At 42.0% G+C, this 20,420-nt stretch carries 18 protein-coding genes; 10 read left to right on the top strand and 8 right to left on the bottom strand.

From position 1 onward, the window contains the following. Positions 1–50: 50 nt before the first annotated feature. The 3 genes from JMY09_RS02485 to JMY09_RS02475 all read right to left on the bottom strand — a co-directional run bounded on the left by JMY09_RS02485 (position 51) and on the right by JMY09_RS02475 (position 5,189). Positions 51–1,610 (bottom strand): exonuclease SbcCD subunit D C-terminal domain-containing protein, encoded by a 1,560-nt coding sequence (locus JMY09_RS02485; protein ID WP_201622015.1) that lies wholly within the window; start codon positions 1,608–1,610, stop codon positions 51–53. A gap of 195 nt (positions 1,611–1,805) precedes the next feature. After that, positions 1,806–3,575, bottom strand: a complete 1,770-nt coding sequence (gene cobA / locus JMY09_RS02480) for a uroporphyrinogen-III C-methyltransferase (protein WP_201622014.1) — start codon at positions 3,573–3,575, stop codon at positions 1,806–1,808. Positions 3,576–3,884: 309 nt separating this feature from the next. Beyond that, a complete protein-coding gene (locus JMY09_RS02475; protein ID WP_201622013.1) occupies positions 3,885–5,189 on the bottom strand; it encodes an iron-containing alcohol dehydrogenase in 1,305 nt (434 codons plus the stop codon). Between the two features lie 275 nt (positions 5,190–5,464). Between JMY09_RS02475 and JMY09_RS02470 the strand changes: the two genes are divergently transcribed. After that, positions 5,465–6,436, top strand: coding sequence for a WG repeat-containing protein (locus tag JMY09_RS02470; RefSeq protein ID WP_201622012.1), 972 nt, complete (start codon positions 5,465–5,467; stop codon positions 6,434–6,436). Positions 6,437–6,502: 66 nt separating this feature from the next. On the opposite strand, the gene JMY09_RS02465 is transcribed toward JMY09_RS02470, so the two are convergent. The 3 genes from JMY09_RS02465 to JMY09_RS02455 all read right to left on the bottom strand — a co-directional run bounded on the left by JMY09_RS02465 (position 6,503) and on the right by JMY09_RS02455 (position 9,540). Then, the gene (locus tag JMY09_RS02465) at positions 6,503–7,141 is read right to left on the bottom strand and encodes a phosphoadenosine phosphosulfate reductase domain-containing protein (RefSeq protein WP_201622011.1); all 639 of its coding nucleotides are present in this window, start codon (positions 7,139–7,141) and stop codon (positions 6,503–6,505) included. Between the two features lie 130 nt (positions 7,142–7,271). Then, a complete protein-coding gene (locus JMY09_RS02460) occupies positions 7,272–7,862 on the bottom strand; it encodes a DUF934 domain-containing protein (protein WP_201622010.1) in 591 nt (196 codons plus the stop codon). Beyond that, the gene (locus JMY09_RS02455; RefSeq protein ID WP_201622009.1) at positions 7,855–9,540 is read right to left on the bottom strand and encodes a nitrite/sulfite reductase; all 1,686 of its coding nucleotides are present in this window, start codon (positions 9,538–9,540) and stop codon (positions 7,855–7,857) included. The genes JMY09_RS02460 and JMY09_RS02455 overlap by 8 nt, the downstream gene beginning before the upstream one ends. A 512-nt stretch (positions 9,541–10,052) precedes the next feature. On the opposite strand from JMY09_RS02455, the gene sat reads away from it, so the two are divergent. Further along, entirely contained in the window at positions 10,053–11,330 is a 1,278-nt protein-coding gene (gene sat, locus JMY09_RS02450; protein WP_201622008.1) for a sulfate adenylyltransferase, read from the top strand. Between the two features lie 93 nt (positions 11,331–11,423). Here sat and JMY09_RS02445 read toward each other — a convergent pair whose 3' ends face one another. Further along, the gene (locus tag JMY09_RS02445; protein ID WP_201622007.1) at positions 11,424–11,981 is read right to left on the bottom strand and encodes a hypothetical protein; all 558 of its coding nucleotides are present in this window, start codon (positions 11,979–11,981) and stop codon (positions 11,424–11,426) included. Between the two features lie 475 nt (positions 11,982–12,456). On the opposite strand from JMY09_RS02445, the gene JMY09_RS02440 reads away from it, so the two are divergent. From JMY09_RS02440 to JMY09_RS02420, 5 genes are all read left to right on the top strand, one after another. Next, positions 12,457–13,611 (top strand): sulfate ABC transporter substrate-binding protein, encoded by a 1,155-nt coding sequence (locus tag JMY09_RS02440; protein WP_201622006.1) that lies wholly within the window; start codon positions 12,457–12,459, stop codon positions 13,609–13,611. A gap of 216 nt (positions 13,612–13,827) precedes the next feature. Further along, positions 13,828–14,925: a sulfate ABC transporter substrate-binding protein gene (locus JMY09_RS02435; RefSeq protein WP_201622005.1), complete on the top strand. Its 1,098-nt coding sequence runs from the start codon at positions 13,828–13,830 to the stop codon at positions 14,923–14,925. 180 nt (positions 14,926–15,105) lie between these two features. After that, positions 15,106–15,990 (top strand): sulfate ABC transporter permease subunit CysT, encoded by an 885-nt coding sequence (cysT, locus tag JMY09_RS02430; RefSeq protein WP_201622004.1) that lies wholly within the window; start codon positions 15,106–15,108, stop codon positions 15,988–15,990. 1 nt (position 15,991) lies between these two features. Beyond that, positions 15,992–16,933: a sulfate ABC transporter permease subunit CysW gene (gene cysW / locus JMY09_RS02425; protein ID WP_201622003.1), complete on the top strand. Its 942-nt coding sequence runs from the start codon at positions 15,992–15,994 to the stop codon at positions 16,931–16,933. Between the two features lie 100 nt (positions 16,934–17,033). Next, positions 17,034–17,756 carry a sulfate/molybdate ABC transporter ATP-binding protein gene (locus JMY09_RS02420; RefSeq protein ID WP_201622002.1) on the top strand — a complete coding sequence of 241 codons (723 nt, stop codon included), beginning with the start codon at positions 17,034–17,036 and terminating at the stop codon, positions 17,754–17,756. A gap of 132 nt (positions 17,757–17,888) precedes the next feature. Here JMY09_RS02420 and JMY09_RS02415 read toward each other — a convergent pair whose 3' ends face one another. After that, positions 17,889–18,230, bottom strand: coding sequence for an ArsR/SmtB family transcription factor (locus tag JMY09_RS02415; RefSeq protein ID WP_201622001.1), 342 nt, complete (start codon positions 18,228–18,230; stop codon positions 17,889–17,891). A 583-nt stretch (positions 18,231–18,813) separates the two neighbouring features. Between JMY09_RS02415 and JMY09_RS02410 the strand changes: the two genes are divergently transcribed. The 3 genes from JMY09_RS02410 (at position 18,814) to bfr (JMY09_RS02400) (ending at position 20,349) form a co-directional block, all read left to right on the top strand. Then, positions 18,814–19,005: a (2Fe-2S)-binding protein gene (locus tag JMY09_RS02410; protein WP_201622000.1), complete on the top strand. Its 192-nt coding sequence runs from the start codon at positions 18,814–18,816 to the stop codon at positions 19,003–19,005. Positions 19,006–19,302: 297 nt separating this feature from the next. After that, a complete protein-coding gene (bfr, locus tag JMY09_RS02405) occupies positions 19,303–19,791 on the top strand; it encodes a bacterioferritin (RefSeq protein ID WP_201621999.1) in 489 nt (162 codons plus the stop codon). Between the two features lie 78 nt (positions 19,792–19,869). Then, positions 19,870–20,349 (top strand): bacterioferritin, encoded by a 480-nt coding sequence (bfr, locus tag JMY09_RS02400; protein ID WP_201621998.1) that lies wholly within the window; start codon positions 19,870–19,872, stop codon positions 20,347–20,349. Positions 20,350–20,420: the final 71 nt, after the last annotated feature.

Raw genomic sequence — 20,420 nt, 5'->3', positions numbered from 1 at the left:
GTTATATTAAAAGTATCAAAGTATCAAAGTATCAAAGGCTTTATGGCTGATTATTGCGCCCGACTGTCAGCATGATAAATATTATGCAGTATTTGCTGATAAGCATCCCGTAATGAGTCTTTCTGATTTTCAGCCACCTCATGAGTGGTTAGACAACGCTCAAACACTTCAAGCTCATTAAGATCTTGCAAGGCCTCTGAGGTTTGCTCTTGGTTAAGCACTTTATTATAAGTACGAGTGTTCTTGATTTTTAACACCTCGAACGCTAAGCCCTCTACCATCGCTTGTATTTCTTCACGCAGCTCGCTGACGATCTCATCGCCAGTATAAATAATCTCTAGCCAAATCGGTTGTAACTGAGTCATAGCTTTAATAGTTGTGGCAATAGTTTGCAGGTCACCTGAAACTTGCGCTAACTTTTGAAAGCAGGGAATAGGTAGCGTAATAATTTGCATCTTATTACCATCGTCAAAATGCAGAGTTTTACTATTAGCAGGGTTAGTAAGCGAAACAGAATTTTCTTCTGCTTGATGACTATGTAGCTCTTTAGCTATGCTATCACTACTGTTAACATCCTCTGTTTCTTCAAAGTCAAATAAATCGTCCATCAGAGCCGTAGAGTTATTGATGACTTTTTTGATCTTTTTTTCCGTAAGTTTAATAGTGTTTTTAACCACGTTATGACCTGCTTTTGCAACTAAATCTTCATTAGTAACAAGGTCTGTCACATCACCAAACTGTACTAATAAAACTTGTTTTTGCTGGCGAGCTTCGCCAAAACCCATCGCAATGGGTGAGCCTGAATAGCGAATATGCTCGCAACCGCCGACTCGTTGCGGCACATGGAGATGACCAAGGGCAACATAATCAAAGCAATCATCGAACATCTCAGCAGAGATCTTACCTAGATTACCCACATAAAGGTCACGCACGCCATCATCTTCGGTAGTCTTACTGCCAGCGGCAAATAGATGTCCTGTGGCAATAATAGGAATGTGGCGCTTATAAGTGTCAATTAGCTGCTGTTGACGAGCTTTAGCGATACTAGCCACTTCATCGTAATGGGCACGAATACCGGCGATGACATTAGCGTCTTTGCTGTCAGCCGACTCACCAGCCTTGCTGCCACGCACATCGCGGTCGCGCAGATAGGGCACAGCAGCGATGACGCAAAGTGGGTCGCCATGATGGTCTTCTAGCAGCAGCACTTCTTGATGCAAGTCCTCACAAGCGGTGCCGATGACATGGACGTTTAAAAACTTCAATACCTTGCTTGGCGCATCTAAAAAAGTCGGCGAATCATGATTGCCAGCAACTATAACGATATGCTGGCAGCATAAGGTTGACACTTTACCTAAAAACTCATAGTACAGCGCTTGCGCTTTGTTACTAGGCGTCATAGTGTCAAAAATGTCACCAGCAACGATCAAGACGTCTACTTGCTGCGCACTGATAGTCTGTTGCAGCCAAGTTAAAAAGGCTTCAAATTCTTCATAACGCATACGCCCATACAATCTACGCCCCAAATGCCAGTCCGAGGTGTGCAGCACGGTTAAGGGTTTGCAGTCAGTAGTTGAAGATGACGAGATGGCAGTGGCAAGTGAGGGCATAAGAGGGCTATTATTAAAGTTAATATAAAGGCTTTATTCTAGCAAGAATTAGCAGGATTTGCTGGGCTTGCTAGGCTATAGTAAGAATCATAATATGACTGAGCTTATATTTAGTAAGACAATTAGCAAGATAATAAAAAACCACATCCGCTTAACGACGGATGTGGTTTTTTATAACCGGGTTTCATGAGTAAGCTAACTAATAATTAACTGCTCTAAACTATCAGCCTGTTTTTGATCAGCAAGATTAGCCACCATTGAGAGGGCATGGGCTTGCTGGCGTGCAGGGTGGTTAGCTAGCAATTCATCCTTTGGAGTAGCAGCCGTGCCTTCACGTAGCCAATTATCAGCAGTATCACTAGAGTTGTGCGGCTGTTCATTTAGCTTGTACCAAGCTAAGTCATGGTGTAGCGCCACGACATCACCCATGATCAATAATGCTGGGGTTGGCAGTTGGTTTTTCTCTTGTAGCTCGTTGATTGTCGCCAGCGTTCCCGTTAGCACTTGCTGATTGGCCATACTGGCATTAGAGACGATAGCAATAGGGGTATCGCTACTGCGACCTGCTTCAATTAAGCCTTCAGTCAACCGTGCCAGCGAATGCAGGCCCATATAGAACACGACGGTCTCATCAGTGTTAAGAAAGCTTTCAAAGTTATTATTAGGCGCGCCCGCTTTTAAGAAGCCAGTGACAAAACGTACTGACTGCGAATGATCACGATGAGTCAGTGGAATGCCAGCATAGCTAGCAGCGGCATTAGCGGCGGTGATACCGGGCACTACTTGATAAGGGATATTGTGCGCCCGTAAGCTCTCAATCTCTTCACCACCACGTCCGAAAATAAAGGGATCACCCCCTTTTAGCCGTACTACCCGCCGACCTTTTTTAGCCTCATTGACTAACAATTCATTAATACCAAGCTGTGCTACCGCATGATTGCTACGTTTTTTACCAACGAATACTTTATCAGCATCACGGCGGCAAAGGTCTAACACTTGCGGAGACACTAGAGCATCATAAAAGACGATGTCGGCTTGTTGCATTAAACGTAAGGCTTTAAAGGTTAATAACTCTGGATCACCAGGGCCGGCACCCACGATATAGACTTCACCTACTGGCTGCACAGCTTTAGTGGCTGGATGGCTATGACTGTCACCGTCACTGTGATGAACGCCATTATCTTCTAACCGTGAAGGGACGCTACTTGAGCGGGTTGTTTCGGCTGACGAATCAAAGTGTTGGTCAGACTGTTGAGGATCATTATTATCAATAGCCTTGCTACTAAGCAAACTGTCTTTAACAATCTGTGCTGCCGTACGGTCTAAGTCAGCTTGCAGTTGCGCTGCGGCTTGGATTTCATTACCAGCGAACATCAACTCACTAACTTGTCCTTCAAAGGCGCGCTCCCAAAACTGTCGACGGCCTGTCAAAGTTGGAATTTTGGTCTTAACTTCTGCGCGAAAGTCTCCAGCCAGCTTAGCCAGTTTGCCATAGCCTTGCGGAATTAGAGTCTCAAGTCTGGCACGTAATAAACGCGCTAATACCGGCGCTTTGCCGTTGGATGAGATACCAATCACAATCGGATTGCGATCGACGATAGCCGGGAAAATAAAATCACATAAATGCGGGGTATCAACGACGTTGACCGGAATATTAAGCTCAGTGGCATCAGCATGAATTTGATGATTGAGGGCTTCGTCATCGGTTCCAGCAATGATGACACGCGCGCCAGCCATATAAGATTTGTGATAGTTTTCAAATATTAACTGGTGCTGGCTTTCTGTTGCCGGCCTTTTATTATTGCTCAGTAATGCTTGTAACTCAGGGCAAATGCTAGGCGCAAGGATAGTGATAGCAGCACCTGCACGGCTGAGCAAATCTGCCTTACGTAGTGCCACATCGCCGCCGCCGACGATAAGCACTTTGCGACCTGCTAATTTAAAAAACAGCGGAAAGGTATTCATAGTATTTAAAATTCACATTTTAATAGGATTTAATTTATATCGCTATTATGGAGCATAGCTGGCATAGGCTCATCTAGTGAATTGGCATTAGCATAGTCGTTATTGGGATATTAAAATCGATTTTTGATGACAAAGGGAATAGCTAAGCTACAAAGAACCAGCGCAGATAAGGGGTGAGCACTGTATAGAACTATGTATTTTCAGCCCTAATCGACATAAATAAGGGCATATTACGCTACTAGTAATATGCCCTGCTGGTTCAGCACAATGATTAAGCACAACGGTTAAGCAAAATTAGCTTAAATATATTTAAGCTGTAGCTTGTTCAGCCTCTTTTTTATCACTAGCTTGCTTAATTCTAGTCAAAATCTGTTTGATACCCGATGCTGGCATATAAGTTGGCACGGCGTAAGTATCGCTAACTTCTTTAGCTGCCGCTTTAGCCATGCTATCGAAATCGCTAGTTTGCATGCCTTTGACTGTCGGATCGATGTTCACAGTCGCTAGTAACTCTCTAACCTTAGCGATTAGGTTATCCGCTATGTCACCGTCACTACTACCTACCTTGCCACTCTCAACGATACCGATTTTTTTCGCTAAAATTGCCAAGCGTTTTTCACTAGCTTTACGGTTTAGATCTAATACGTAGGGCAAGACAATAGCATTGGCACGACCATGAGGAATACCGTAATGTGCGCCTAATTGGTGAGCGATAGCATGAACGTAACCTAAACCAGCTTTGTTAAAAGCAATGCCACCGTAATGTGCGGCAATACCCATCTCTTCACGAGCTTTTATATTGGTGCCATCCTTATAAGCTATAGGTAGATACTCCATCACCCCTTTAGTTGCAGACGCCGCATAGTAGTCCGTTTCAGCGCCAGCATTAACACTCATCCATGCCTCTAACGCATGAGTGAGCACATCGATACCAGTGTCAGCAGTGATATGGGGTGGCATACCTTGCATAATAGCTGGATCGATAGCGGCGGCCAACGGCACCATTTTTGGATCGATAGAAATGGCTTTTTGATGAGTCTTATCATCGGATACTACGGCACCGATAGTTGCCTCTGAGCCAGTGCCCGCTGTGGTAGGGATGCAATATAATGGCATGCAAGGCTTACGGGCTTTGAATAATCCAATCAGCTGTTTTGGCTGACAGTTATTACCTTGACTCATAGCAATCATTTTTGCAGCATCAATGACTGAACCGCCACCGATAGCTAGCACAGCGTCGCAATTGGCATTTTTAGACTGGCGTAAACCGTCTTCAACTACTTTAAAAGTAGGATCAGGGGTGATGCCATCATAAATAACATACTCAATATTATTAGCTTGCAGATAGTCGGTAACTTTTGCTGGTACGCCAAGCTTATTAAGCACCGCATCAGTAACGATAAATACCTTAGTGCCACCTTCATTGATAATCATGTCGCACAGCTCATGACAAGACTTATCACCGACGAATAGTAGCGGTCGGGGCATAGGTATGACCATTGAAAACGCTTTTAATACTTTAGCTCTCGTCTTAGCAACGGCTAAATAGCGGGCATGTTGCAAGGTGTCATTATTCATTATTTTAGAGATACTACTGCGGTTTTGGCTAGCCATAAAGGAATCCTTTTTTAATGCTGCGGTTAGTAGTAATAGCTGGCTATTGTTTTAGCTTATTATTTCAACTTATTGTGCCATTAAACTATGGCTAATGTGGTTATTAGTGCGGACTGATGTGTTCTTATGAAAATAGTTATAAGTTTTCATCAATTAACTGAGGTAAGCGGAGTTAAAACAGCCCATAATCTTAGTATTAAAGTATTAAAGTATTAAAGTATTAAAGTATTAAAGTATTAAAGTATTAAAGTATTAAAGTATTAAAGGCAGTGACTATGAACTTTAGCAATGTTTTGATGGTTTTAAAAAAGTCAGGCACTATTTTTGGGCTGATATTTGGCTTGCTGATCAGTACGCAAGCGCTGGCGGAATGTGAACTAGACGCAGGGTATAAGATGCCGCAAGGTGTTGAATTTGACGAATATTGCTCCTTTAGTGAAGGCCTAGCTCGTATTGTAAAAAATAGCAAATATGGCTTCGTTGACCGAAAAGGCATAATAAAAATTAAACCGGAATACGATTTATTAGGAGCTTTTGTCGAAGGTTTAGCCAGTATACATAACCACGAAAAATCAGGTTATATAGACACAAAAGGTGAAGTAATAATACCTTTTATCTACGATAGCACTTACCCGTTTGAAGAGGGCTTAGCTGTGGTTGAGATCGATAGCAAAAGAGGAGTTATTGATAAACAGGGACAAGTGATTATTCCAATAATATACGATGATTTAATTGGTTTTTCTGAAGGATTGTCTGCCGTAGAGATAAAGGGAAAGGATGGCTACATTGACATTAATAATAAACTGATTATCCCTTATGACTATGATTCTACTATTTCTTTTAAAGAGGGATTAGCGGCAGTTGAGAAAAATGAGAAGTTTGGATTTATTGATAGCTCAAATAATATCGTTATACCTATCGAGTATGATAGCGTAACTTGGTTTTCAGGTGCTTTAGCAGTCGTTAACCATGATAATAAGTTTATGATCATTGATAGATCAAATAGGGTAGTCAAAGAGTTGAATCATAGCGTGGTTTTCCCTTTTGTTAATGGATTAGCGCTTGTTTATAATAATGGTAAAGATAACCAAGGCAAACATGGATTTATTGATATAAAGGGAGAGATTAAAATCCCTCTAATATATGATGATATTCCTTTTGCCTATCCCTTTGCTGACGGCACGGCTCATGTGCAAAAAGATGGGGAGTGGTTCTACATCGATAGAGCAGGAAAACGATTAAAGTAATAAATTTTAAATAAAAAAAGCCTTTTCGTCATGAAAAGGCTTTTAGCGTTTAGTAATAGGGAAAACTTACAGCTGAGTATGCAAACCACATTCGCGATGCTCTTCTACTTTAGTAGGATCAAAGTAGTCAAACTCGTTTGGCAAATCATTTTCTTGAAGGTAAACATCTAGATCGGCGTCGGTTTTTTCAAACAGCGGTGCAACTTTTAACACCCCATCTTTAGACAAACTAAGCACATCAAGCCCTTGACGGAATTCGGTTTGATCTTTACGGATAGCGTTAAACCAAACGTCAGGCTTTAGCTCATTAAGCGCACGGCGAAATGGCTCAAGCTTCACTTGATCAGTGAACTCGTCATGGAGTGGATTATCAATCCCAGGAATACCTTGCATAGTGACGTCACGATGGGCAGAAGTTTGCTTAGGAATATAAGTGATGACGTTAAGGTTTAAGTCACTGATAACTTTATTAGCAAATTTATAAGTCGCGTCAGTGTTATAGCCTGAATCTACCCATAGTACAGTGATGTCTGGGCGCTGTTTGGCCACTAAGTGCAAAATCGCTGACTCATAAGGGCGGAAGTTGGTAGTGATAATTGGGTTTTTGGCTTGGCTTAGCGCCCATTCGACGATTTGCTCAGGTGACTTACCTTGTAGCTGTTGATTGGCTTGATCGATATCTAGACTAGGGTGTAGCTGACTCATTATATGATCCTTGATTTAGGGTAAATTAAAATTAATGGTTATTACTATAAATAATTTGTGCTATTAAAATTAGTAGATCGTTGATAGCAAAGTTAGTCATAAAAATATAAAAATAGGGTTTCTAAATAATCTAGCCATTAGCGAACATAGGCAAGGCAGCTGCATTTTGACCATCATAGCTACTAGCCAGCGCAGTAAAGGCTTGGCTTATATCTGATTTCAAGTTATGCGCGCTTAATACAAAGCTGTCAACGCCGACTCGTAATAGATAAGCAATTTGATCACGGCCAAAGGCACCAGCGATGCGAATCTCACCTTGATAGCCTAGTTGGCGTAAAGTTTGTACAAAACTAAAATCACGGCCATCAGCAAACAGCGGTACATGAATGACAATCAAGGCTTGTTGCAATAAAAACTCGCTCAATCCAGCTAATGCATCAGCATCCGTATTGGAGGTCAACCAAATGCCTAGGCGACTGCTATGATCCGCTAGCAACTCATAAACTTCATGCAGTAGACCACCTGCCAGCGCACCTTTGCTATCTAATAAGTCAGTCAGTGGCACTAATACGTCGATTTTTTCTTGTTTGTGCAGCAGCTCAAATAAAGTCACGTGAGCCAAGGCAATACCGTCAGGCAGATCAGCGGTAGTTAGCGCTTGCCAGCGATCTTGGCCGCTAATATCGACCCCAGTGTTGTTGAAGATGTGATGATTACCCATAGACCTTCTCCTTGAATGGGGCAATGCCTACGCGATTAATCACTTCGCCAAAGCCCTCAACCTCGTTGTCACTATTAGCACGTATCTCAAGATAAACGTCTAAAATAGTCTGTAGAGTGCTAGCGACGTCAGAGGCTGGAACCGCTTTACCTAGTATTTTACCTAATTTGGCATCATCGCTAGAATTACCGCCCAAGCTGATTTGATACCAGTGCTCGCCTTTTTTATCGACCCCTAAGATACCGATATCGCCAACATGGTGATGGGCACAAGCGTTCATACAGCCCGACATATTGAGACGTATATCACCTAAGTCATATAAGTAGTCAAGATCATTGAATTGTTTTTCAATTTGTTCAGCGATATTGTGAGTGGTAGCATTGGCAAGTGAGCAATAATCCCAGCCAGGGCAGACAATCATATCGGTTAAAGTATTGATATTAGCACGGGCTAAATGCAGCTTATCTAACTGCTGCCATAACTCATATAAGTGACTAACTTGTACGTCAGCGAATACCAGATTTTGCTGATACGTGCCACGTAGCTCACCAAAGCTATATTGGTCAGACAAGTCAGCTAAGGTATCCATCTGCGTATCACTGACATCGCCGGAGGGCACATAGCGACCGTCGACTAAGCCGGCTTTTAGAGAGATCACTACCGCACGATAGCCGCCTATTTTATGAGCGACTGTATTTTGGGTGTACCAATTACTAAAATCTTTATTTTCACTCAGTAGCTTTTGCAGCTCAGACTGTACTTGTAGCGCATCAATTGCTACGTAATCAGGCGCACTAAAGAAGCTGCTAGCCGTGGCGAAGTTGTCTGCTGTCAATGTTAAAGCACCGTCTTTAGTATGGGCTTGCCATTCAGCATCGACCAACTTAGCAAACTCTCGGCCACCCATGCTCTCTACTAATATCTTGATACGAGCTTTATATTTATTATCACGGCGACCGTGCAAGTTATAGACCCGCAAAATAGCGTCTAGATAGCTCAGTAGATGCTCACGTGGTAAGAACTCATTGATCACTTTACCAATCACTGGCGTACGACCCAAACCACCGCCAACTATCACTTCAAAGCCAATCTCGCCGGCGTCATTGGTTTTCACATGTAAGCCAACATCATGAACTTGGGTAGCAGCACGGTCATTCTCAGTACCGATAACCGCAATCTTAAACTTGCGGGGTAAGAAAGCAAATTCAGGATGAAAGGTCGACCACTGACGGATAATTTCGCAATAGGGACGCGGATCAGCAATTTCTGCTTGATGAATACCAGCGTAAGGGTCCGTAGTGGTATTGCGAATACAGTTGCCAGAAGTCTGAATGGCGTGCATCTGTACGGTCGCAAGCTCAGCTAAAATATCGGGTACATCTTCTAGTTTTGGCCAGTTAAGCTGGATATTAGTACGAGTGGTGAAGTGGCCATAGCCTTTGTCATATTTACGAGTGATTTCTGCCAATTTGCGCAATTGATAGCTTGCAAGCAGACCATAAGGAATGGCGATACGCAGCATAGGTGCATAGCGCTGAATATAGAGGCCATTCTGCAAACGCAGTGGCAAAAACTGCTCTTCTGGCAGCTCACCTTTTAAGAAGCGTTGAGTCTGGTCGCGAAATTGGGCAACCCGTTCCTCAACCAAAGCTTGATCAGCATAATTATATTGATACATGACGTACTCTCAATTTCGAATTTTAGAATAAAAGGCAGTGTGCAATCGATACAAGCTTTACAGACAATAAGTTTATGAATGCAGGCTTTAGCAGTAATGGCTTTATAAGGGTATAAAATTTGCTAAATAGCTACTTCAAAAGTAGCTAATCCAAAGTAGCTGAATTAAAAAGTAGCTAATCCAAAAAAACAGCATCAGCAAAAACTAGATAAGTGCGTCTTCAATAGGGTGTCAAATTAACTTAGCTTCACATCATATAAGCTTACGACTCAAATTATAAATTCCTTTAAGTCATATCCATAGTAAAACACAGCATAAATTTTCATAACGAAAATTAGGTAGCCTATGTACATCTTCTATAGCCAATAGCATCATCTGAGCAATTATTGATCACTAGCCAGCTTTTATAGTCGCCCAATAGCGCTGTTTGAGATGCTGTGGTTAGTTTTATCTTCAGTGCTATCCCTACTATTATTATAATTGCCATCCAATTTAAGGTTCTAAAGACTACTATGACACAGCCTACAGCCGCTCAAAATTCGCAAACAGCAACCGCAGTGCAGCATCCCAATCTAGTACCCCCGCATGGCAGTAGCGAGTTAAAGCCTTTATTATTAACTGGTGATGCTCGCACTCAAGCGCTACAACTGGCCAGCACTTTGCCACAGATAACCCTCAGCTCACGTGAGCGTGGTGACTTGATCATGCTAGGTATTGGCGGTTTTACTCCCCTTGATGGCTTTATGAATCAAGCCGATTGGCAAGGTGTAGTCGATAATATGCGCTTGCAAACAGGAGCTAATGCTGGCCTGTTTTGGCCTATTCCTATTACCTTGTCTGCGCCAAAAACAATCGCTGATACTCTGAACAACGGCGATAAAGTGGCGCTAGTGGCGGAGGATGGCGAGATTATGGGCCTGTTAACAGTAGAAGAAACTTATACTATTGATAAGCTGCATGAGTGCCAGCAAGTCTTTACGACTACTGATAGTGAGCATCCGGGTGTACAGCAAGTGCTTAGCCAAGATGAAGTTAATATCGCCGGTCAAGTTGAGGTGTTGAGTGAAGGTGAGTTTCCAACGCTATATCCTGAAACCTATAAAACCCCTGAGCAAACCCGCCAACTCCTTACCGATAAAGGCTGGAAAACGGTTGCAGCCTTCCAAACTCGTAACCCTATGCATCGCTCGCATGAGTATTTAGCTAAGATTGCCATTGAGATTTGTGATGGGGTATTAGTGCATTCGCTGTTAGGAGCGCTTAAGCCCGGTGATATTCCAGCTGAAGTACGTCAAGAGGCGATCAAGGCTTTGATTGACAACTATTTTAAAGCGGATACCGTTATCCAGGCCGGCTATCCACTAGATATGCGCTATGCTGGGCCACGTGAAGCTTTATTACATGCGCTCTTTCGCCAAAACTATGGCTGTAGTCATCTAATCGTTGGTCGTGACCATGCTGGTGTTGGCGATTATTACGGGGCTTTTGATGCGCAAACCATCTTTGAGAAGTTAGAAAAAGACGACTTATTAACCCAGCCATTAAAGATTGATTGGACGTTTTGGTGTAACGCTTGTGGGGCGATGGCCTCAAGTAAAACTTGTCCGCATGATGCAAGCCAACATGTCAAAGTATCAGGGACCAAACTGCGTAAAGCGTTATCAGAAGATGAAGAAGTACCTGATAACTTCAGCCGCCCTGAAGTGTTGGATATTTTACGTAGCTACTATGCCAGTATTGCCCGTGAGGAACGTACTGAAGTTAAGCTAGTAGGGGCTTCTGCGTTATAATTTAACGAAACTTATTACAGCCTAAAGCATAAAAAAGGTGTCAGACTTAACGTTTGACACCTTTTTTTGGTTATAGATTTGCCTAGCTATAAGTTAGCTAACGGCCAAACTCCCAGTAAGCTTTTGATAATCACCGGCTAAAGTAGCGCCCCCTGAGCAGAAGTAATTGAGTGCCCGTTTATCCTCACTATCAATAGTAAGCTGCCCGTCTTTAAACTGCAAAAAAACCAGGCTGTCATTAGCTATAGTCTGGAAAATAATGCCATGAGCATTGTCCTGACCCATCAAAGTAGCTTGGCCTTCATAGCTACAGCTCGCCTGCTTAATATCGGTACGGGCACGTACCTTTATATTGATTGCTTCGCTACCATTGGCGCTTATCATCACCGCAACCCAGTCGTACCCTTGGGCTCGTTGGGCATAGCCTGCAGAAACATAATCACCTAGTGCCACTTGCACCGCTGGAGACAGGGTGGTTTGGGCTTGCGCAGCAGACTGCATAGCTGGCTTGACGGTAGTAGAGGTTGCGGTACTTTGCAGAGTGGCAGAGACATTATTACAAGCGCTTAATGCAGTGAGAGCAGTAGCAGCCAAAATAAGCCCAATGACTGATGAAGATAATGATGAAGCTAACGATAGAGTTTTGATCATATAAATGCCCTGCTAAACGTAAGAATAGCTCGTCTGTAAGTGGTGGAAGGTAGCTATAAAACTTAGTTGTGATGCTGATTGATTAAAGATGAATAGTTATAACCCCTTCATTAAATACAGTCGTTAACAAGCGCTGGTTAAACTTTGCTATTAATCAAGCTTATTCAAGACAATTATCAAGCCATAGCCTTCATTATAAGCTATCTGAGAGCTAGTTTATCAGCTTATTGAATAACGACTATACAAACTAGAATAATGAAGGATATCTAACAGTATCCTTATGCCAAGTTAATAAATTGATACGCATTTTTGTCACTAAGAGTAATGCAGACAAGCTGCTAGCATAGCTTCTATGGCTCATAGCGTCATTACGCCTTGTCCTGTATGTGTATCTTTTAATTTATCCTCTAGTAATAATTTTAATAAAAACAGTTCAATGAATTTACAACATAAATCTAACTTATAGAGAATGACCATGCAATCTGCCATTAAAGCGCTTAACGTATTAAGCCATGCTAATAAATCTTTAAAATCTAATCAGAGCAGTATTTTACCGCGCATACTGATGGCAAGTGGAGCACTGACAATGGCAGTGCTCGTTACCGGCTGTAACCAGACTCAAGGTGCCAAAGACGATAAGGCGGCAAGTGAGACTAATGCTACGGCAGATAAAAACCAAGATATCAGCTTACTCAACGTCTCTTACGATGTATCACGCGACTTTTATAAGGAATATAACCCTCTATTTACTAGTGCTTATAAGGCTCAGTTCCCAGATAGTACTGTTGATATCAAGCAATCGCATGGTGGCGCTAGTAAGCAGGCACTATCGGTTGCCAATGGTTTGCAGGCTGATGTAGTGACCTTGAATCAAGAGAGTGATATGAATATGCTGGTTGAGAAAGGCTTAGTTAAGGCCGATTGGCGCCAAGCTTTCCCTGATAATGCGGTCCCTTATACGACTACTATGATACTGCTGGTTCGTAAAGGCAATCCAAAGCAGATCAAAGACTGGCAGGATTTAGCAAGATCTGATGTCGAAGTTGTTATGCCCAACCCTAAGACTAGTGGCACCGCTAGATATGCCTTTTTAGGGGCTTATGGCGCCGCATTGCATCAATTTAAGGAGCCAGTCAATCAACCGCAAAAGACCGACGACTTTATGAAAAAAGTGTTGGGAAATGTGGTTACTTATGACAATGGCGCGCGCGCAGCAACTACTAGCTTTACTCAGCGTGGTCTCGGTGATGTGCTAATCACTACTGAAAATGAGGCGCATTTGGTAGCAACGCAGCATGCCAAAGGTCAAGTTGAGGTTATTTATCCTAGCTACTCAATTACTATCCATAATCCTGTTGCTGTGGTCAGTGCTGTGACTGACAAAAAGGGTTCCACTAAAGCAGCAACCACTTATCTGAAAGCGCTTTGGGATAAACCTGCTCAAGAATTAATGGCTAAGATGTATTTGCGACCTAGCGATAAAAAGATTTTAGCTGCTCATGCAGGTACCTTACAAAACATTCAAACCTTTGAGCCCGTTGAAGTTTTTGGTGAATGGGATAGCATCATGGATAAGTTTTTTGTAGATGGTGCGCTGTTTGATAAGCTAGCCGTGCAACCAAAAAAATAACGATTAGTCTCAATTGATCTCTAGTCAAACAGCTACAGTACTACCGATGGAATAGATAAGTGTAATGACGACCTGAGTCCCTCTATGCACTCAGGAGCGCATAAAGACACTTTGATATTCCATTTTGGCAGAAACATACGCATATTCATCATTAAAGATAATAAGCTGACGCTGGTAGCATACCTGCATTACTTAACAAACATCTTTGAGGCCGTTATGACATCTAATACAGCAAGCTATCAGCACAAAAAAAAGACCCTGAGCACCTTAAGTATTGCAGGTGTAGCGCTTAGCCTCGGACTTGCTGGCTGTAGCAATAATGATAAAGTCGATACGGCTGCCAAGACTGATGGCGCGTCAACTGCGACTCAAAATATTGAGCTGTTAAACGTCTCTTATGATGTAGCACGTGACTTTTATAAAGACTATAACCCTTTGTTTATCGAACACTATAAAGCTGAAAACCCAGATGTAAATATCACTGTCAACCAGTCTCATGGGGGTTCAAGCAAGCAAGCCTTGTCAGTTGCTAATGGACTACAAGCAGATGTCGCTACTATGAATCAAGGTTCAGATATTGAGTTACTTGAGCAAAAAGGCTTAGTAGCTAGTGATTGGGAAGGGCAGTTTCCTGATAATGCCGTTCCTTTTACTAGTACTATCGTCTTCTTAGTGCGTAAAGACAATCCAAAAAACATCAAGGATTGGGAAGATTTGACTAAACCGGGTGTCGAAATTGTAATGGCCAATCCAAAAGTCACTGGTAATGGTCGCTATGCTTTCTTAGGCGCTTATGGTTATGGTCTGCATGCTTTTAATAAGGATGAAGCCAAAACTAAGAGCTACGTTAAAGACATGCTCAAAAACGTAAAAGTTTATGAAAGTGGGGGTCGTGCGGCTACTACTACCTTTGTTCAACGTGGTATTGGTGATGTATTAGTCACTTTTGAGAATGAAGCCAACCTTGCCGCTACTCAATTTGGCGTAGGCAAAGTAGACATCATTTATCCTAAATACTCTATCAAGTCAGAAAGCCCCGTTGCTATCGTTAACAGTGTGACTGATAAAAAAGGCACTACTGCTGCCGCAAAAGCTTATCTTGACTATTTATGGAGCGAGCCGGCTCAGCAATTAGCTGCCGATCTTTACTTACGTCCAAGTGTTAAAAGCGTGCTAGATAAAAACGGTGATAAATTGCCAGCAATCGAAACTTTCCGTCCAAATGATACCTTTGGCTCATGGGATGAGATTATGGGTACTTTCTTTAGTGACGGCGGTGTGTTTGATAAGTTAGCGGTGAACGCCCCGCAGTAGATTTTAAACAGCCGGTCAATAGTCTTATTCTAAAAACAGCATTGCTGCAAAAATAGAATAAACCCCCTAAAGGACATGGCCACTCGCGCTATGTCCTTTATACCGTAAGCATACTAATAATAAACTTGATATACATGGTGTTGACAATAAGTACCATCAGATAGGCAACAGGACATTACTATGAGTGCAACTAGATCTTCGGCCAACAAACCTAGTCACAAAAGGGGCTGGCTGACACGTCTGCGCCAACGCAATGTGCTGCCAGGTTTTGGGCTGAGCATGGGCATCACAGTGTTTAGCCTATCGTTATTGGTGGTATTACCCTTTGCGATGATGGCTTATACCACCACTCAGATGGGTTGGACGGGTTTTTGGTCAACTATTAGTCAGCCGCAAGTCGCCGCCGCTATTAAGCTAAGTTTATGGATGTCGTTTTTAGCCATGTTAACCAATATGGTATTCGGTACTTTAGTGGCGTGGGTATTAGTACGTTATGAGTTCTGGGGCAAATCTTTAATCAACGCTTTAGTGGATCTACCCTTTGCGCTCCCGACTGCCGTTACCGGTATCTCCCTTGCTACGCTTTATGCACCAAATGGTCTTATTGGTCAATGGTTCGATAAAGTTGGTATTCAAGTGGCATTCACGCCGATAGGGATATGGCTAGCGCTAGTTGTGGTGAGCTTTCCATTCATTGTCCGCGCTGTACAGCCGGTACTAGCAGAGTTGTCAGTTGAGTTTGAAGAGGCTGCTGCGGTACTAGGTGCCAACCGCTTTGAAACTTTTCAAAAAGTAATATTACCGGAGCTGTTGCCAGCATTATTAATGGGTGCAGGTATGATGTTTGCCCGGGCTACTGGTGAGTACGGTTCTGTTATTTTTATTGCCGGTAATATACCGATGGAATCTGAGATTTTACCTATTATTATCATCAGTAAGCTTGAGCAATTTGATATTCAAGGTGCATCGGCAGTAGCGTTATTTATGCTGCTCATCTCCTTTGTTATCTTATTAACGATCAATATAGTGCAGTGGAAACTGTCACGCCGCGTAGGAGCTCGCTAAGATGCAAATAGCCAATAGCTACGATTATCAAAGCAATCCTGCGACCAAAGATACGCCATGGATTAGACGTCTATTTATTACTATTGCTGTCTTATTTATGATTATCATGTTGGTTTTTCCGCTACTTGCGGTGTTCTACGAAGCCCTTAAAAATGGTTGGGCATTGTATATTGCTTCTCTTGTAGAGCCTGAAGCCTTACAAGCTATTAAGCTGACCTTAATTACTGCGGCTATTGTAGTACCGATTAATATGGTGATGGGGGTGGCAATTGCTTGGTTAGTCACTCGTTACCAATTTAAAGGTAAGCAGCTAGTCACCACTTTACTTGATTTACCCTTTTCAGTGTCACCAGTAGTTGCAGGGCTAATGTTTATCTTGCTATTCGGTCTTAACTCTCCTATCGGCGGCTGGCTCGAAGGCATGGGGTTCCAAGTTATTTTTGCGGTGCCTGGGATTATTTTAGCCACTTTATTCGTCACTTTTCCCTTTGTAGCACGTGAGCTGATACCTTTGATGCAATCTCAAGGTGATTCTGAGGAACAAGCCGCTTTGACACTAGGCGCTAGCGGTTGGCAGACATTCTGGCATATTACCTTACCTAATATTAAGTGGGCCTTGTTATATGGGTTGATTTTGACTAATGCGCGAGCTATGGGTGAGTTTGGTGCGGTGAGTGTAGTATCTGGTCACATCCGCGGTGAGACTAACACTATGCCGCTGTTGGTAGAGATTGCTTATAATGATTATAACTTTACTGCCGCTTTTGCTTTGTCCAGCATATTGGCAGCCTTAGCCTTAGTGACGCTATTAGTTCAGCAAGTCATGACCAACCTGCAAGATCGTAAATTTGCTAAATCTGAGCGTTTAGTTAGTGCGCCTGAGCTACCAGTAAGCGCCAATGCGACCATTGATTTAAAGAGTCCTACTGACTCCCAGCAGTAGTTAACGGCCTAGTGAGCTACCCGTATAAATGAGTGGCAGGCATGACTAAAGACTATGACTTAACAAACCTAAGAATAGCAACCGATATGAGTATTGAAACATGAGTATTGAAATTAGAAATGTGAATAAAAGCTTTGGTGACTTCAATGCGCTAAACGACATTAATATCACTGTGCCTACGGGCAAGCTAACCACGCTATTAGGTCCTTCAGGCTGTGGTAAAACGACTTTGCTACGTATTATTGCTGGACTTGAATACGCCGACTCTGGACAGATATTATTCGATGAGCTTGAGGTGACTAATACCCCAGTACAAAAGCGTAATATCGGCTTTATGTTTCAGCATTATGCATTATTTCGTCATAAAAATATCGCTGATAACGTCGCCTTTGGGCTGACACTACTGCCAAAAGCTGAGCGACCTAATAAGGCAGATATTAACAAGCGAGTAGCGGAGCTGTTGGAGTTAGTACAACTGCCGCAAGTGGCCAATGCCTATCCACATCAATTGTCTGGCGGTCAACGTCAACGTATTGCTCTAGCACGTGCCTTAGCTGTAAAACCTAAGTTGTTGCTATTGGATGAGCCGTTTGGCGCGCTCGATGCCAAAGTGCGTAAAGAGCTGCGTAGTTGGCTGAAGAATATTCATCACGAGCTAGGAATTACTAGCATTATGGTTACTCATGATCAAGAAGAGGCCCGTGCGGTGTCCGATGAAATTGTAGTTATGAATCATGGCCGTGTTGAGCAAGTAGGCACCTCAGAAGAGCTGATTCATAACCCTACTAACGCCTTTGTCAGCGACTTCCTAGACATAGTATAATTTAAACTATGTTTAACGGTAGTCTTTAATAGAAACTGTTAATAAAAACTATCGAGCACAACCTGATTCCTAACAAAAAAGACCTAATCTATTAGGTCTTTTTTGTTAGCTGCCATCACAACAAATAGATAGCTATTGGTCACTCATGATATCTTGTTGTTCTGATAACGCTTGATAAGTGGTCTGTAATATATTTTGACACCAATCAGGCAAGTCATCAGACATCTCATACCACATCCAAGTACCTTCTCGAACGGCATTTAAGATACCCAGTTTTTTGAGATGGTTTAAGTGTCTTGATATCGTTGGCTGTGGCTGCTCAAGCATCTCGACTAATTCACCAACACAACGAGCCTGTTTTTGGAACAAGATTTGGAATAGTTTCAAGCGAGTAGGATCAGACAGTACTTTAAACAACTCAATAGGTTGTATGGTCAACTCAGTAGGTTGTACCGTAAAGTTATTGTCAGACATAGAGTATCTCCAAATGTATTTTTCAACCTGCATATGCGTTTCATTTTAGTTGCCATAACCATTACAAATCAACCCGACAATCGATAATTGAACTGGCAAGTCATTGAGGGATTAGCAACTATATATCTAGTAAATAGGGGCATCAATCGTCATGGTAATAAACGATATATTGACTACTTTTGAGCTCAAAAGAGCATCAATGGGCAGTGTAAGCAGTTGCAACGGTTAATAGGCCACCTAATATAGCAAATTCTGCAGCCAATTATTATTAAGTTTCGCAATTTTAGCAAATTTATTACCATTCATCATATTATTGTTACCTTTCATCGACTAAAAACCTTCTATTCTCACATAAAAGAATATTAGTAACACATCATCTTAATAATAGGTAGCGAATGGTGGCAACGATTTAGAGTTAGTATTGATTGTAGAGGGCGATAGTTGATTTCATTTAAATAATCAATCATAAACACCGTGCTGATTCAATTAGCTAAAAGCTATTGTAAATAGTAATAGTTATCGTTATTATAAACTTATTGGGATATCAATAAACAATAAGTCAGGATAATGTAGGGGAAAATCCATGTACGTATGTATCTGTAATAGCGTAAAAGAAAAACAAGTCCAAGTGGCCATTGCCTCTGGTATTAATACCCTTGATGGTCTAAAAGACGCGCTAGATGTAGCTACTTGTTGTGGATGCTGCGAGCCTATGGTTAATGATTATTTAGAAGCGCACCACTCTAAGCTGGATGTTTTAGCCTACGCGGTTTGATTATAGCTAACCCGATCTGTAAATAACTGTATTAGATATTAGCCCCAAAAATAGTATTGCCTATGCCGCCTTTTACTCATCCTGAGTTGGGCGGTTATTTTATGGCTAAAAGCATACTTCATAAACATTATAAATGCAGTACTATGTATAGAATATACAGTCTATAGTATGGAATATAGAATTAGTTATCATTGCCAACTGACATCTTATTCTTAGTTCGCTAGCGCTACGCCTCTGACAGCGTCTATGTGTTACTATATTGAGCTAAGATATATAATATGACAGGGGAGCAACGTTATGATAGGCAGCCAAAAAGTTATTGATTATTTAAACTTTTTAATTGGGGGAGAGTTAGCGGCTCGTGACCAATACTTTATCCATTCTGAGATGTATGCTGAATGGCACTATGGTAAATTATATGATCGTATTCATCACGAGATGGCAGATGAGACCCTGCACGCCCAAGCTATCATTCGCCGTATTCTAATGCTTAGCGGCACACCGAATATGAGTGTCAACGCTATTCATATTGGCAAAACTGTTCCTGAAATGCTACAACTTGATCTTAACCTTGAGTATCAAGTACAACAACATCTCAAAGAAGGTATCGCTATCTGTGAACAAGAGCGCGACTATGTGACCCGTGATATGTTAGTTGAGCAGCTAAAAGATACTGAAGAAGACCATGCTCATTGGCTTGAGCAGCAATTGCGTCTTATCGATATGATTGGCCTGCCTAATTATCTACAGAGCCAAATGGCTGAAGTACCACCAAATCTAGTTTAGTTGAGGTTTGATAGATAACGGTCCTAGTAGATACCAAGATAGCTAGTAATTGGCTGATAATTAGTAAGGAGAGACAGAATGAGAGGCGATAAAGAAGTTATTCGTGCAATGAATAAAGTATTAGGGCAGTCATTGATTGCTATCAATCAATACTTTTTGCATGCTCGTATCGCTCGGCACTGGGGACTTGAATCCCTAAATGACAATTTTTATAAGCAGTCTATCGCTGAGATGAAGTGGTCTGACGAGCTGATTAGTCGTATATTATTATTAGGTGGTCTGCCTAATCTACAAGATTTAGGTAAGATGTTTATCGCTGAAGATGTGGCTGAGATGATTGACTGTAACTTGCGTCTAGAGCAGCAAAAGTTCGATATCATCACTGAGGCGGTCAGCCTATGTGAAGAGCATAAAGATTATGTTTCTCGCCAGCTACTAGTCAAGCTCAAAGATGGTAACGAAGAATATGATGACTGGTTAGATACTCAAAAAGATCTGATTACTAGTATCGGCATACAGAACTATATTCAGTCACAAATCGATGATGATACGCCATAGATAAAAGGCGCTATATAGACTCTAGCGTCTGCAAGGGCGGCTCTAGCTAGAGTTAATTGCTCATATCTATA

Source organism: Psychrobacter urativorans (assembly GCF_904846695.1).
Taxonomy (GTDB): domain Bacteria; phylum Pseudomonadota; class Gammaproteobacteria; order Pseudomonadales; family Moraxellaceae; genus Psychrobacter; species Psychrobacter urativorans.
Note: the sequence above shows the minus strand (reverse complement) of the source record. Positions and strands in the feature narration are given on the sequence as shown.